13 protein-coding genes are annotated in these 14696 nt (G+C 67.2%); 4 read left to right on the top strand and 9 right to left on the bottom strand.

Going from position 1 to position 14696, the window contains the following annotated elements:
- Positions 1-9: 9 nt before the first annotated feature.
- The 4 genes from FB389_RS04500 to FB389_RS04485 all read right to left on the bottom strand — a co-directional run bounded on the left by FB389_RS04500 (position 10) and on the right by FB389_RS04485 (position 5618).
- Positions 10-2631, bottom strand: coding sequence for an ABC transporter permease (locus tag FB389_RS04500; protein ID WP_142111564.1), 2622 nt, complete (start codon positions 2629-2631; stop codon positions 10-12).
- Positions 2631-3419 (bottom strand): ABC transporter ATP-binding protein, encoded by a 789-nt coding sequence (locus tag FB389_RS04495; protein WP_142111563.1) that lies wholly within the window; start codon positions 3417-3419, stop codon positions 2631-2633. The genes FB389_RS04500 and FB389_RS04495 overlap by 1 nt, the downstream gene beginning before the upstream one ends.
- A gap of 172 nt (positions 3420-3591) precedes the next feature.
- Positions 3592-4302 carry a response regulator gene (locus FB389_RS04490; RefSeq protein ID WP_142111562.1) on the bottom strand — a complete coding sequence of 237 codons (711 nt, stop codon included), beginning with the start codon at positions 4300-4302 and terminating at the stop codon, positions 3592-3594.
- Entirely contained in the window at positions 4299-5618 is a 1320-nt protein-coding gene (locus FB389_RS04485) for a sensor histidine kinase (protein ID WP_246043517.1), read from the bottom strand. Before FB389_RS04485 ends, FB389_RS04490 begins: the two co-directional genes overlap by 4 nt.
- Positions 5619-5718: 100 nt before the next feature.
- On the opposite strand from FB389_RS04485, the gene FB389_RS04480 reads away from it, so the two are divergent.
- Both FB389_RS04480 and FB389_RS04475 read left to right on the top strand, forming a co-directional pair.
- The gene (locus FB389_RS04480; protein ID WP_142111561.1) at positions 5719-6402 is read left to right on the top strand and encodes a response regulator transcription factor; all 684 of its coding nucleotides are present in this window, start codon (positions 5719-5721) and stop codon (positions 6400-6402) included.
- 52 nt (positions 6403-6454) lie between these two features.
- Positions 6455-7792: a sensor histidine kinase gene (locus FB389_RS04475; protein WP_342776017.1), complete on the top strand. Its 1338-nt coding sequence runs from the start codon at positions 6455-6457 to the stop codon at positions 7790-7792.
- Positions 7793-7852: 60 nt separating this feature from the next.
- Here the strand turns inward: FB389_RS04475 and FB389_RS04470 are convergent, their stop codons facing one another.
- A complete protein-coding gene (locus tag FB389_RS04470; RefSeq protein WP_142111559.1) occupies positions 7853-8401 on the bottom strand; it encodes a GtrA family protein in 549 nt (182 codons plus the stop codon).
- Positions 8402-8572: 171 nt separating this feature from the next.
- Between FB389_RS04470 and FB389_RS04465 the strand changes: the two genes are divergently transcribed.
- A complete protein-coding gene (locus tag FB389_RS04465; RefSeq protein ID WP_246043516.1) occupies positions 8573-9727 on the top strand; it encodes a 5-(carboxyamino)imidazole ribonucleotide synthase in 1155 nt (384 codons plus the stop codon).
- Between the two features lie 47 nt (positions 9728-9774).
- On the top strand, positions 9775-10296 hold the full coding sequence (purE, locus tag FB389_RS04460) for a 5-(carboxyamino)imidazole ribonucleotide mutase (RefSeq protein WP_142111557.1): 522 nt from the start codon (positions 9775-9777) through the stop codon (positions 10294-10296).
- An 18-nt stretch (positions 10297-10314) separates the two neighbouring features.
- Here purE and FB389_RS04455 read toward each other — a convergent pair whose 3' ends face one another.
- From FB389_RS04455 to FB389_RS04440, 4 genes are read right to left on the bottom strand one after another with little or no spacing between them, the layout of a single operon-like run.
- Entirely contained in the window at positions 10315-11709 is a 1395-nt protein-coding gene (locus tag FB389_RS04455) for an LCP family protein (protein ID WP_246043515.1), read from the bottom strand.
- A 6-nt stretch (positions 11710-11715) separates the two neighbouring features.
- The gene (locus tag FB389_RS04450; RefSeq protein ID WP_142111556.1) at positions 11716-13545 is read right to left on the bottom strand and encodes an LCP family protein; all 1830 of its coding nucleotides are present in this window, start codon (positions 13543-13545) and stop codon (positions 11716-11718) included.
- Positions 13542-13955 (bottom strand): DUF2304 domain-containing protein, encoded by a 414-nt coding sequence (locus FB389_RS04445; protein WP_142111555.1) that lies wholly within the window; start codon positions 13953-13955, stop codon positions 13542-13544. The genes FB389_RS04450 and FB389_RS04445 overlap by 4 nt, the downstream gene beginning before the upstream one ends.
- 15 nt (positions 13956-13970) lie before the next feature.
- Entirely contained in the window at positions 13971-14648 is a 678-nt protein-coding gene (locus FB389_RS04440) for a glycosyltransferase family 2 protein (RefSeq protein ID WP_142111554.1), read from the bottom strand.
- Positions 14649-14696: the final 48 nt, after the last annotated feature.

Raw genomic sequence — 14696 nt, 5'->3', positions numbered from 1 at the left:
CATCGTTTCCTAGTCGACTGCCAGCGCCTCCACGGGGGACTGGCGCAGCGCGCCGCGCGCCGGCACAACCGACGCAAGCAGGCCTGCGCTCAGCGACACGAGCGCCACGAGTCCCAGGTCGCGCCACGGCACGATGAGGACGGGTTCGGCAAACGCGCCAAGCACGATCGTCGAACCGATCCACCCGTAGGCGAGCCCCAGCAACGCCCCTAAGATGGTGCCGACGGCCGCTATGAACGAACCTTCGATCGCTAGCGTCCAGCGCAGCTGGCCGCGCGAGAGGCCGATCGCCCGCAGGGTCGCGGATTCGCGACGCCGTTCGATCACCGATAGCGAGAGGGTGTTTGCGACACCGATCAGGGCGATCACCACTGCTATCGCAAGCAATCCCACGATGATCGCGAGCAGCGTGTTGATGACGGTATCGAACATGGCGCGTTCGGCCGCGGGCGAAGTCACCTGCACGGCGGTGCTGGCATTGTCCTGGATTTTCGACTGGACGGTGCTCGCATCGGCATCCGGGGTCAAGGAGGCCAGCACCAGGCGGGTGACCGCAGAAGGCTGTGCGGCCTCGAGCCTGTCCATGTCGGTGGGGTCGGCCACCACAAATTGGGAGGGCCCATCGACGACCGCGACGGTAACTGTGGGCCCCGCGTTGGAGGCATCGCCCAGGCGAAGGGATGTGCCGGTCTTGATGGGTTCTGCGAGCGAGTCCGCGATGGATTCGGCCATGGCGGATGACATGACCACCGTGCCGGGCCTCACCTTGTCCAGATCCCGGGTGCCGCGCAAGACGAGTCCCGCATCCGTGGCGGGGTCGGTCGAAACGATGTAGGTGGTCGCCGTCTTGGCCTCACCCCCCGTGCTAGTGATCGAGGTCGCGGCGCGGGCGATAGCCGCGTGGCTGACGCCCTCGACCTTCGTCACTGTTGCGAGCAGATCCTTGGCGGTCTGTTTGGTCGCGGCCGACTGCGTCGCATCGGCGGTCGCGTCTGCGGCGCCGGGTTCCTCGGCCGAACTGACCGCGAACGGGGTGACCGCGATATCGAAGGGGAATGCCTGGTCCAAGGTATTTTTCATGGTTGCTCGCGCGCTCGCGGCGCCCACCGACATGGTCGTGACAAGCGTGACGCCGATCAGCAGGGCGGTGCTGGTGGCGGCGATGCGGCGCGGATTGCGCACGCCGTTCGCGGCCGCCAAGCGGGCGGCGGGCCCGGCCTTGGCCAAAAGAAAGGCCATGAGGCGAGCCGCCGGTGGAAGCCAGAACACCGCGCCAAGGGCCACCCCGAAGAACGAGATGGCGCCACCGGCGACGCCCAGCAGCAAGCCGTAATCGACCTGGTCCTTGCCCGCGGCAAGGCCCAAAGCGAGCAAACCCGCACCGCCCAGGCCGAACAGCAGCGACAAGACCAGCCGCACAACCCCGCCGCGCTTGCGCAGCGACGGCGCCTCCATGGGCCGCAAGGCGGCCAGCGGGGCCACCCGCGTTGCCTCCCGCGCCGGAACGAAGCACGCCACTACGGTGACTGCGATACCGATGGCAATGGGCACCACGATCGAGGGCCATGTGACTTGCACCCGGGGGGGAACCTCGAACGAATGCTGGACACGGCCGATGATCATCAGGGCCGCCTGCACCAGCCCCGTGGCAAGCACGACGCCGACAATCGAGGACAGCAAGCCCAAAATGGCTCCCTCGGTCAGCACGGATCGGAGCAGTTGGCTCTTCGAGGCGCCGGTGCAGCGCAACAGCGCCAGCGTCCGGGTGCGCTGCGCGACCAGGACTTGGAAGGTATTGGCGATGACGAGGCCCGCCACCACCATAGCGAGTGCGGCGAAAGCCAGGATGAATCCGGTGAACACGTCCTGCCCGTCCGAGAATGAGGCCATTGCGTCGCTGGCCGCCTGGTCACGGGTCTTGACGGTGGCGCTGGGCAGGGCGGTGGCTAATTCGGTGGTTGCCGTGTCGAGGCTGGTGGAATCCGCAATTTTCACCAGCGTCGGTTCCATGACGGACGCGACGTAGCTTTCGGGCGAAGCAACACCCAGGGCAGCGAGCGTATCGGTGATGCCGGTGAGAGTCATGACGCCCAGGTCGCCCTGCCCGAGGAACGCGGCGCCATGGTTGTTGACCAGTCCGACAACTGTGAGCTGGCGGCTGTCCGTGCCCGATTGGTCGTAGGACGTCACGGTGATGGTCTTGCCGACCTGTGCGTCGAGCTCTTCCGCGCGGGAAGCGGGCACGGCGATCTCGTCGCTGGCGGTCGGCAGGCGCCCCGATTCCAGCTCGTAGGGAGCCAAGTCGCCGCTCGCGACGGCGGCGACGTTCAGGTACGCCCCCGAATCTAGGGCCCCGACGACCAGCCCCGTCGTGCCGCCCGGCGCGACTTCGGAGACCCCTGGAAGCTTGGCGATCCTGTCCAGATCCTTGAGTTCGACTTCGCCATTGGACGTGATAACCACGTCCGCCTTGCCGTAGTTTGCGGTCACGGCGTCGTAGGTGGCCCGCGTCATAGCGTTGGATGCCAACAGGGTCGCGCAGACAAACCCCGTGCCGAGCGCGATAGCGATGCCGGCCGCGACGAGTCGGCCCATGGAGCGGCGCATTTGCGCCAACGTTAGTCGTAGCATCAGTGCTGCACCCCGGTGGTGGCGACGTCGCTCACGGTGCGCAGGGCGTCGAGGCCCGCGAGCACGGAATCGGGCGTGGGCTGGTCAATGACGCCAGCAATGCGACCGTCGGCAAGCAAGATCACACGGTCTGCATACGACGCAGCGGAAGGGTCGTGGGTCACCATGATGATGGTCCGTCCCAACTCCCTTACAGACTGACGCAGGAAGCTCAGCACCTCTATTCCGGCACGGGTATCTAGGTTGCCGGTGGGCTCGTCGGCGAAAATAACCTCGGGGCGGGCGATGAGCGCGCGGGCGATGGCGACGCGCTGCTGCTGGCCCCCCGATAGTTCCGCGGGCCGGTGCCCGAGACGGTTGCCCAACCCGAGGGTGGTGACGAGGGTGTCGAACCACTCGCGGTTGACCTTCCCGCCGGCAAGCTCGACGGGCAACACGATGTTCTGCTCGGCGGTGAACATCGGAAGTAGGTTGAAGGACTGGAACACAAATCCGATGCGGTGACGGCGCAACTCGGTCAGCTGATTGTCGGTGAGCTGTGTCACGTCGGTTTGGCCAATGTACGCGTTGCCGCCGGATGCTGTGTCCAGGCCCGCGAGCAGGTGCATGAGGGTCGATTTGCCGGAGCCGGATGGCCCCATGATCGCCGTGAACTGGCCTTCCGCAAAGTCGACATTGACGCCGTCGAGAGCGCGCACCTGGGCAGCGCCCTGCCCGTAGGTCTTGGTCAGGTTCCGGGCGGCGACGGCTATGGTCGGCGTCGTGCGCAGCGAAGCGGGTGCGGTCATGTCATTCTCCCTTGGGGTCTTAAGAACGTTATGGTTCGAGCCTAAGGAAGCCATCGACCCCGCACATCAGTCCACAGGATGGTCTATGGGCGCACACAGCATCGTGGCGTACGACCACGGTCGTACAACCCGGCCCCCGTACCGCCTGCCGTGCCCCGTGCCGCCTGCCGCGCTACTTGCCTCCCGGCGCGACCAGCCCGACCTCGTAGGCGAAGATCACCGCCTGGACGCGGTCACGCACCTCGAGTTTCGCCAAGATCCGCCCGATGTGCGTCTTCACGGTGGCTTCCGCCACGACCAGCTGCGCGGCAATTTCCTGATTCGTCAGGCCCTGCGCTATCAGCGTGAGGACCTCGCGCTCGCGGTCCGTGAGGTCACCCAATCGGGGGTCCGGCGCGGTCGCCGGCGGCAGGTCGGGCCGTTGCCGCCCCAGGCGGTCGAGCAGCCGCCGGGTGGTCGAGGGAGCCAGCACGGCATCGCCGCGATGCACGTTGCGGATCGCCGCGAGCATTTCTTCGGGAGGTGCGTCCTTGAGCAGGAAACCCGACGCACCGTGCTCGATCGCGTCGATCGCGTATTCATCCACGTCGAACGTCGTCAGGACGATAATGCGCGCATCGTTGCCGCCCCGGTGCCAGGCGGCGACCAGCTCGCCCGTCGCGCTCAGGCCGTCCATCCCGGGCATGCGAACGTCCATCAGGACCACGTCGACGTCCGCCGCCGTGAGCTCAGCAACGGCCGTGGCACCGTTGTCGGCCTGGGCGACGACCCGCATATCGGGTTGCGAGTCTATGACCATGGAGAATCCGGCGCGGACCAGTGCCTGGTCGTCGACGACGGCGACCCGGATGGGGGCCTCGGCGGCTGCGATCGAGGTGCTCATAGGGACGGGATTTCCTCGCTTTGCGGTTGGGAGCGTTCGGTGGGGACCGGAATGACGCAGCGGACGCGGTAGCCGCCGCCGGGCTTGGGGCCGGCTTGCAGGTTGGCGCCGATCATGGCCGCGCGTTCGCGCATCCCGATGACCCCGTGGCCCACGCCGTCGCTGGGCGCCGAGGCGCCGCGGCCGTCGTCGCTGACCTCGATAGTGATGGACGAGGCCCCCCACGCCACCAGGACCGACACCGCCGGGTCGGGGCCGGCGTGTTTGAGAACGTTAGTGAGCGATTCCTGACAAATCCGGTACGCCATGAGACCGATTCCGGGGGGAAGCCTGCGCGCCCGACCGGTGACGGCGTACGAGACGCGCAGGCGCGCCGTGCGCATTTGCTCGATGAGCTCGGTGAGCCCCTCGACGCCCGGCTGCGGTGAGGTTGGTGCCACGCCCAAGCCCCCCGCCATGGTGGCGTCGGGTGCGGCGAACGAGCCTGGGGCCGCGCTCTCGTCCGGCGTCCCGTCGCGCAACACTCCCAGGAGGCGGCGCACGTCGGCGAGCGCAGCTCGCCCGACCTCGCCTATCGTCTCCAAGGACCGCACCGCCGCCTGCGGGTCGGCGGCGGCCGCGTACCTGCCGCCGTCGGCCTGCGCGATCAGGACGGTGAGCGAGTGGGCGATGATGTCGTGCATTTCCCGGGCGATGCGGGTACGTTCGTTGGACGCCGCCTGCACGGCCTGGGCATCTCGTTCTTGCTCCAGAGTCTTGGCGCGGGCGGCAAGCTGCGAGATTTCCGCGAGTCGGGAGCGCCGCACCAGGGCGAATGCGAAGACCGCCGCGAAAATGAGGCCGACAAATATCGCGACGAACACGGCTAGCGCGGCGCTGTAGCCGGCGGTCCCGGCGAACAGCACGGCGACCATAACCGAGCCCGCGCCCGCTCCTATGGCGGCGATCGTGTACGCGCGTTTGGTCCCGTAGGCGGTGACCGCAAACAGCGCCATGGGCACGGCCAGGTCCGCGGTGAACACTAGGGGAACGCCGGCGAGCATGTGCGCCAGCGCGCCCGAATAGGTCAGCGCCGATGCGAGCGTCGGGTGGGAGCGACGGAACGCCAGCGGCACGCAGATCACGAGCGTTGCAGCAATGGGGATCACGTAGTCCGTGAAGGTGCTTTTGGCATCGGCGGGCAGCGAAGCGGCATTGCTCACGACGGCGAGCAAAGAGAAGGCGGTGACGACGAGAGCCAGGATCGCGTCGAACTGAGCCCGGTGGCGGTCCGGCCACGTGACCAGGCGGGTCAGCGTCGATGGCGATTCGGTCACACCAATACCGTAGGCCACCGCGGTATTCATATTGCATACGAACCACATTGGCGACCCAAAGTCATCTGCCGAATACGTATTCATGACCTATATTTGGTATATGACTCGCGTGTTGCTGGCGGAGGATGACCCCGCTATTGCCGAACCTTTGGCCCGCGCCTTGGGGCGGGAAGGCTATGAAGTCGACGTGCAGGGGACCGGCGGAGGAGCCGTTGCCGGCGCCGGCGATGTCGACCTTCTGATTCTGGACCTGGGCCTGCCCGATATGGATGGGCTCGACGCTGCGCGCGCGATTCGTAGCAAGGGCTACACGACACCCATTTTGGTGCTGACGGCGCGGGCCGACGAGGTTGACCTCGTAGTCGGGTTGGATGCCGGCGCCGACGATTACGTGACCAAGCCGTTTCGCCTTGCCGAGCTGCTGGCGAGGGTGCGGGCGCTGCTTCGCCGATCGCATGGCGAGGCCATCGATGTGGAGGAATTGCGCGGGCAGGACGTGACGGTTGACGTCGCGGCGCACCGGGCGTTCCAGGGCGAGCGCGAGCTGCACCTCACATCCAAGGAATTCGAACTGTTGCGGGTCCTAGTGCAAAACGCCGGGACTGTTGTGCTGCGCGACACGCTCATGCGGGAAGTGTGGGGGTCGGAGCCCGTCGGGTCAACCAAGACGCTCGACATGCACGTCTCTTGGCTGCGCCGCAAGCTGGGCGATGATGCTAATTCTCCGAGCTACATCTCGACGGTTCGCGGCATGGGTTTCCGGTTCGAGATACCGACTGAGTGATTCTTAGCAGCGCGGTGCGCGCCGCGCGGGGGCGGGCACAATGAGGCAACGAGTGCTCCTCGCCACGATGGTTTCGGTCGTGGTGACCGTCGTACTCCTCGGCGTGCCGCTTGCGATATTCGGGGCAAGAATGATCTCCGACGTCGAACACCGGCGCCTGGAGGTTCGCGCGGAGGAAATAGGCCGCATCGTCGATGGGCGAGTGCAGCGGGGGGAGTCCGTCGACAGTTCGCTGCTCGATAGGTTCGCAACCGGGTCCTCGGGATCAATGGCCGTATCGATAGTCGTGGTCACGGCGGCGGGCGAACAGGTAACCGCCGGATCGACCCTGTCGGGGCGGACCGTCGAGGTCGCGCTGCGCACCGATTCGAATACCATCGTCGTGCTCGCCGCCTCTTACTGGGACTTCTTTTGGCGATGCTTCCAGGTGGTGATGCTGGTCGGGGCGCTCAGCATCGTGGCGCTGCTGGTCGGTTTGTGGTGGGCGGCATGGCAGGCGAACCGGCTGTCCGCCCCGCTGGTGTACTTGGCGGCATCGGCCGAGCTCCTTGGGTCCGGCCATGTGAGGCCCAAAATCGAACCCACCGGCGTCGAGGAAATCGATCTGGTTGCCCAGGAACTGGCGCGGAGCGCGGACCGACTCGCGGCGCGTCTGGCGGTCGAGCGGCAGTTCTCATCCGACGTCTCGCATCAGCTGCGCACGCCGCTGACCGCGCTGGCGATGCGCGTCGAAGAGATCATGATGGCCAGCGACGACGAATACGTCGAGGAAGAGGCCCGCAAGGCGCTTGAGCAAGTCGAACGGCTGTCGGGAGTCGTCGATGACCTGCGGATGCGGGCGCGGCAGACCACGGGCGGGACGACCGAGCCCGTGCACCTGCGGGAGGTGATCGACCAACAGGCAGACGAGTGGGCCTCGAGCTTTGCCGCCGCGGATCGGAGGCTGGCCGTGGAAGTCGATCCAGACGTCCAGGTGCTGGCGACGCCCGGAGCCCTGGCGCAGGTGTTGGCCACCCTCATCGAGAACTCGCTTAAGCACGGAGCGGGCACGACAACCGTCGGCGCGACAGCGGGCAAGACCACCGGCGCGGTCGTCGTGTCGATTTCGGACGAGGGCGACGGCGTGCCCGCGGAGATCGCCCCGCGCGTGTTCGAACGCGAGGTTACATCCGGCGGCGGTTCGGGCCTTGGGCTGGGGCTAGCGCGCGACCTGGTGGCCGCCGACGGCGGCCGCCTGGAGCTTTCGCAGCGGGTTCCGGCCGTGTTCTCGATATTCCTCGCGGGTGTGCCCAAGGGACTAAACCCCGACGACGTGCTCCCCACGGGCCGGGCGATAGCGGTGCATGGCAACGCTCTGAGCCGATCCGCGCGGCGGTTCGGGCGCCCGTGAGCGGTGCGGCTTAGATCGGCGCGGCCCAGCCCGCCGCGGCCCAGCCCGCCGATATTGACCCTATGCTTCGCGTCCCCGCGCCGCGGGGGCGACTTTCGCGACAGGGGCGTGCGGCTCTGCGAGTTCCACCGCGATGTCGCTCTGCGCGAAAGCGATCGGTTCGGATCCGGTGAAGACCCACGTCCGGTACGCGATGTAACGGAAAATGGTTCCGAGCACCAGCCCCACGACATTCGCGGCCACATTGTCCGCCAGCGCGCTCGTGAACCCGAACACGTAGTGGCTCACCCACAGCGTAGCCACCGCGATCGCCATGCCGCCCACGTTCACGATGGCGAATCCCGCAAGCTCCCGGAGGGAATTCTTGGTGCGTTTGCCGGCGAACGTCCAGTACCGGTTGCCCGTCCAGGCGACGAGCGTCGCGATTGCCGCCGAAATGACCTTTGCCGTCAGCGGCTTGGCCTCCAAGAGGTCGCCGGGCCCGAACCGCAGCAGATTGAAGACGCCGACGTCAACGACGTATGCGAGCAGTCCCACGGTGCCGAACCGCGCTAGCTCCAGGAACCAGGCAAAAGCTCGGTGGTTACGGATCGCGACTTTCACGGGCATGCACCCAGCCTAATGCGCCCGGCGCCGGTTCAGCGCGGGCCCCTGGCCGCGGACCGGGCGTGTGCTGGCGGGGATGACTGCGGGCCGGGGGCGTGTGCTCGCGGGGGTGGCCGCGGCCGGCGAGGCAGCAGATTCCCGGCTGGCACGAGCGGTTCGGTAGGCTGGGTGTCCGTGAGCACTCCCATACTCGCCGTAATCGGCGGCGGTCAGCTGGCCAGAATGATGGCGCCGGCGGCGCAGCGCCTCGGCGTGCACCTGCGCGCGTTAGTCGAGGCGCCCGACGGCGCGACCGCGCAGGTCGTTGTCGATTCGATCGTCGGCGGAGCCAAGGACGCGGCCGACCTACGGCGCCTCACGGACGGCGCCGACGCGCTCACCTTCGAGCACGAGCACGTCGACAACGACCAGATGCGGGGCCTGCGCGAGCAAGGAGTGTCCGTGCAGCCGCCGCCGGAGGCGCTGCTGTACGCCCAGGACAAGATTCAAATGCGCACGCGGCTGACGGCGCTGGGCGTGCCCTGCCCGCGATGGCGTGCGCTTTCTGCCGACGCGCGAACGGCGGAGGCGGAACTCGTTCAATTCCTGGCCGAATCCGCCGACGGCAGCGCGGTCGTGAAGACGGCGCGCGGTGGATACGACGGCAAGGGCGTCCGGGTCGTGAACGCGCCGGCAGAGGTGGCGGACTGGATCGGCGGGCAGACCCCGCTGCTGGTTGAGGAACGCGTCGACTTTGTGCGCGAACTCGCCGTGCTGGTCGCGCGCAGGCCCAGCGGGCAGGCCGTCACCTACCCCGTCGTGGAGTCGATCCAACGCGGCGGCGTGTGTGCCGAGGTCATCGCGCCCGCTCCCGACCTGGATCCCGCGGTCGCCACCCGGGCTCGCGAGATTGCATTATCGATCGCGCAGGGGCTGGGGGTGACGGGAATTGTGGCCGTGGAAATGTTTGAGACTTCGGATCGCGGCGGCGCCGGGGTGCTGGTGAACGAGCTGGCAATGCGCCCGCACAACTCGGGCCACTGGACGATCGACGGCGCGCAAACCAGTCAATTCGAACAGCACATCAGGGCGGTGCTGGACCTTCCCCTGGGCCCGACCGGCTTGCGGGCCCCGGTGACCGTCATGGCGAACATACTGGGATCTACCCGCGCCTCGCTCAGCGACGCGCTGCCCGAGGCGCTGGCGGCGGTGCCCGGCGCGCGGGTGGAACTGTACGGCAAAGAGATTAGGCCCGGCCGCAAATTGGGGCACGTCAACGTGTGCGGCGACGACCCCGGCGCCGTCGCGGCGCTGGCGCGAACTGCCGCCGAAATCATCATGGGATCGTAGAACATCAATCTACTCGGCACCCCGCGTGTCGGCGAAAGGGGAGACGGATGGGTATCGCTAACGAGGCGCAGGTCGGCATCGTCATGGGTTCCGACTCGGATTGGCCCGTCATGCAGCTTGCCGCCGCAGCGCTCGACGAATTCGGCATCCGCTACGAGGCGGACGTTGTCTCCGCGCACCGTATGCCGACGGAAATGATCGAGTACGGCCGCGCCGCGGCGGGGCGCGGATTGCGGGTGATAATCGCGGGCGCCGGAGGCGCGGCACACTTGCCCGGCATGCTCGCCGCGGTCACCGAGCTTCCGGTCATCGGCGTGCCCGTTCCCCTGAAGTATCTGGACGGCATGGATTCACTGCTGTCGATCGTGCAGATGCCGGCCGGGGTTCCCGTCGCCACGGTCTCGATCGGTGGCGCCCGGAACGCGGGGCTGCTGGCGGCGCGGATCCTCGCGGCCGGAACGGATGCGCAGGCGGAGCGGTTGCGCATCGCGATGACCGAATTCCAAGCGGCGCTGCGGCAGCAGGCCTACGACAAGGGTGAGGCGCTGCGAGCGCAAACCCGCAGATGACACGGCTGGCGGCGGCTCCTACGCGGTCAGGCCGCCCACTTCGCCGGGCTCGATGGTTCCCTCGCGCAGGGATTTAAAGAACCCCGGGGCCTTCTTGGGATCGAGTTGCACCGTCGAGCCCACATTGCCAGGGCGGTAATTCAAGGACTTGATCGGTGGCGTGCCGCGGACCCCGCCGTCACCGTTCGCGGCGCGGAAAGCCAGCGCCAGCTTCGCCAGCGTGACGATGTTCGAATTGGTGTCCACGGAGACGGACTTCGTGCCCGCTTCAATGAGCGAAACCTGCTGCACCGGCTTCCACAGCAGTGACGGATCCTTGACCTTCTTGGTGATTGCGGCGATGACCTGGCGTTGCCGCTCCGCCCTACCGATATCGCCCTTGGGGTCCGAATAGCGCATGCGGGCGAACGCCAGCGCCTTCTTGCCGCCCGCGCGATGGCAGCCCTTCTTCCACTTGAGCTTCGAGAGCTTGTCGTTCACGTTGTAGTCGAGGCACAACCGCACGCCGCCGACCGCATCGACGATGTTTTCCACCCCGTTGAAGCCGACCTCGACGTAATGATCCACCTTGGTGCCGGTTAGCTTTTCCACCGTCGCCACCAGCAGCTTCGGCCCGCCGTAGGAATAGGCCGCGTTGAGTTTCGCCGCCCCATGGCCCGGAATCTCAGCATAGGTGTCGCGCGGCAGCGAAATCAGCGAGGTCGGCCCGGATGCCGGAACCGTCAAGAGCATGATCGTGTCGGATCGGGCGCCCTGCACCGTCGAGTCGGGCGCGTATTCGGCACGTGAATCGGAACCGGCCAAAAGGTAGGTCGTCGCAGGGCCCACCGGCTCGTCGCTGAGAGCGGCGACGTGTTGAATCTTGCCATTGGCCCAGATGCCCAGCCCGATCGGCCAGGCGAGCAGCAAGATCAGCGCGAGTACGACGATCGATGCCACCGTGCGCCGGCGACGCTTGCGACGCGCCTGCGCGGCCCGCGCGGTCGCCTCCGGCGTCGCAGCGGCCGGGCCCGATTGATCGGGACCTTCCGCACGGTTGCGACCCGCGGGCCGGTCGGCAGGCCCCTGCGCACCGCTGCGGTCATGCCGGTCCGCGCTGGGGCGGACTCGTCCCTCATTGACTTGCTTGTCGCGGCCACGCTCCGAGCGCTGGGGGGCGTGGTTGGAGGCGGAGTGCGGAGCGATGCGCCGCGGGTTCGCAGCCGGCCGCGAACCCGCGCCGGACGCCAACGGCCGCTGTGGGCGATCCGTCTGCCGCGCGGCGCTGTCGGCGGGCATCACCCTGGTTTGGTCGATGCGGTCCGAGTCGCTTGGCCCCACGACCGTGGCGTCGTCGTCCGCGGGGCGGCGACGGGACGAGGACGGTGCGAAACTGGGCGGCGGGCCGCCCGCCTTCTTGGAACGATCAGTCACTGAGAATCAGTTCTTCTTCGACTTGGCGGTGGTTTTGCACACGGCGGTGGTCTGGTCCGCATTGAAAGCATCGCGTCCCGGAGTCGGCGTCGTGGTTGTTGTCTTGGTCGATCCGGTCGCCGACTTGGTGGAGTCCGATGACTTTTCCGTCTTGGCTATAGCCTTGTCCGCCGCCATGTTGGCCCACACCGTGTCCGCGGCCGCGGACCACTGGATGCGGTTGCGATCCTGGGGGTATGCCTCGTAGGGGATCGTCATGAAGGTGACGTTCTTGGCACGGATGCTGCGCAGGGAGTAGGCCAATCCCACCAAGCCAGTGGTGTCCTGTAGCGTGTCGGTGACGGTAAGCGTCTTGGTCGTCGCATCGACGAACTTGAAGAGCTTGGTCGGGTCGTTCAGGACCCCATCCTCCGTGATCTGGTTGAACATAGCTGCGACCATTTGCTGCTGGCGTCCGGTGCGGGACAGGTCCGAACCATCGAAATTCTGCCCCGTCCCCTTGCGCGCCCGGGCGTACCCCAACGCCTTCTTTCCGTTGAGGGTCTGCCATCCCGCCTGTAGGTGCAGGTTGCCCGCGTCCTTGGAAATCGTCTCCTCCGGGATGCACATGTATAGCCCCCCCATCGCGTCGACGACACCGGCGAACCCGGCGAAATCGACCATAACCGCCCCATCGAGCTTGACGCCCGTGTTCTGTTGGATCGTGCGCCACACGCATGCCACCGCGGATTCGGTGTCGCCGCCTTGGTCGTAGCCGGTGGCGTACGCGCTGTTGAACATTCCGAAGTAGGCGGTGGTTCGCTTGCCATTGCTCAGCTTGCACGAGGGAACCTGGAGCATCGAGTCGCGCGGGATCGAGACGACCTCCATCCGCTTGCGGTTCTCCGAAATGTGCAAAACCATCGTGGTGTCGCTCCGCGCCCCCTCCACGGAGTGATCCGAAAGCTTGGAGTTGCTGCCAGAGCGATCATCCACCCCGATGACGAGGTAGTTGAGCGCCTTGCCGGAACTCGGGTCGCTGGGCGGCTGGAACGTGGATGTGGCTTCGGTGTCCTCAACCAGGTTGCCGACGTCGACGTACTTGATATTGCCCTGGAAGCGTTGGTAGACGGCCGCGACCGCCGTCGTGGAAAACACCAGACCAGCGGCCACCGTCAGGCTCGCGATCTTCAGGGCCTTGCGGGTTTTGCGCTTGCGAGCATGAACCTGCCCGCAAGTGCGGTCGCCCTCCATCGCCGACAGGTCCAGGGCGGGACCCGCGGCGGCCGGTGCACCGGCCGCGCCCGGCGCGAACGATGCGGGTTGGGCGAACGATGCGGGTTGGGCGGCGCTATCCGCGGGGTCCTGCGTCGAGCCGGTTGGCGCCGCGGGAGCCGAGCCCCCTCCGAAAGCCGGTTGCGCGGGCGCGAAAGCGCGATCCTGGGCTACCGGGCGGGCCGGCGCCGAGGGATCCCGCAGCTGCGCACCGCGAGCGTCGGCGCCGAAAACGCTCGACCGGCGCACGGGACCGGTGCCGCTAGCGGAGAAAGAAGCGGGCTGGCCGCCTACTGCGCCGGGTTCGGCGGTGCCGGCGGAGTCGGGTTCGGCGGGGCTGCCAGCCGACGTCGAATGGGGCTCGTCGCCGCCCGCTGCGGGCGCGCCCGCCGTAGAGGTGCCGTCGATGGTCGCCGGCTCATCGTTGCGCTGCCAGGGCGCGGGAGTGACTGGCTGTTGCGGGGCGGGGGTCTGCGGGCTTTGATAGGCCTCGTCCATCCTGCGTAACCGCTCCTCGCGCAGCTGCGCCTCCTGCATGAGTCGGCGGGCGCGGCGAGTTTGCGGGGTGTTTTCCTCAGTCACAATTCAGAATCGTATTGCCTGGAATCGCAGTTCGGTGGCACGCGCTGGGAGCGGGACGTGGAGGAGTTGTGGAGATTGCGCGGGTCGATCTGCGCGCGCAACAGGGCGATCTCCCGAGCAAGCGCCACGATTTGGCGAGATTGCGCGCTTGTGCGCCGGTAGGACGTCGCCACATAGCTCAAGAACGCGATCACCAGAGCGTACAGCAGCAGGTCCGTGCCGCGCCCGACGCCAACCAGGTTCGCGATCCGCGTCAGGGCGCCGGGGAACAGCACCGATAGGGCCGCGGCCACCACGAAGAAGGCCAGCAGCAGGCGGCGCAAAGCCTGGCGGCGAACCCCGACAGTGGCGCGGGTCAGCGCGAATGCGACGGCCATGATTGCGATGAGAAGCAGCACCTTGATCCACATGTTCGCTGTGTCCCCTTACTTGAATAGCAGTTCGACGATGATATTGACCGCGTTGAGGACCGATTGCCCCTTGGACCGGGAGTAATCGGTGTACAGGACCTGGACGGGGAATTCGCGGTAGGGCAGCTTGGCCGCGGCAACCTGACTGATTATCTCGCTCGCATGGGCCATGCGAGCCTGCTGTAGATCGATGTGCAAGGCGGCATCGCGCCGCAGCGCCCGCAGTCCGTTATGCGCGTCGGTGAGGCGCAGCCCGGTGGTCGCGTTGGTGAACCAGACCGCCAGGCGCAGCACGATCCTCTTCACGAACCCGGCCTTGGTGCGGTCGTCCAGGAACCTCGACCCCAGCACGACCGGGACGCCCGCCGCCTGTCCGAGCCCGACCATCGCCGCCGCATCGGCAACGCGGTGCTGGCCGTCGGCGTCGAACGTCACGATCCACCGCGCGCCCTGGCGCAGCGCGTATTCGATTCCCGTTTGCAGGGCCGCGCCCTGCCCCAGGTTGATCGGGTGGGACACGATATCGGCCCCCGCCTGCGCCGCCGCGCGAGCGGAACCGTCACTTGACCCGTCATCGACCGCCACCGCGTGGGGAAACACGGCGAGCGCCTGCGAGATCACGCCGCCGACCACGGATTCCTCGTTGTACAGGGGAATCACCAGCCACGCATCGGTGAGGTCGGGTTCGTGCATGCATCAATTGTCCCTTAGTCACACGCCGCGCGGCGAAACGTGCGATAC

It is taken from the genome of Rarobacter incanus, assembly GCF_006715765.1.
Lineage (GTDB): Bacteria > Actinomycetota > Actinomycetes > Actinomycetales > Cellulomonadaceae > Rarobacter > Rarobacter incanus.
Note: the sequence above shows the minus strand (reverse complement) of the source record. Positions and strands in the feature narration are given on the sequence as shown.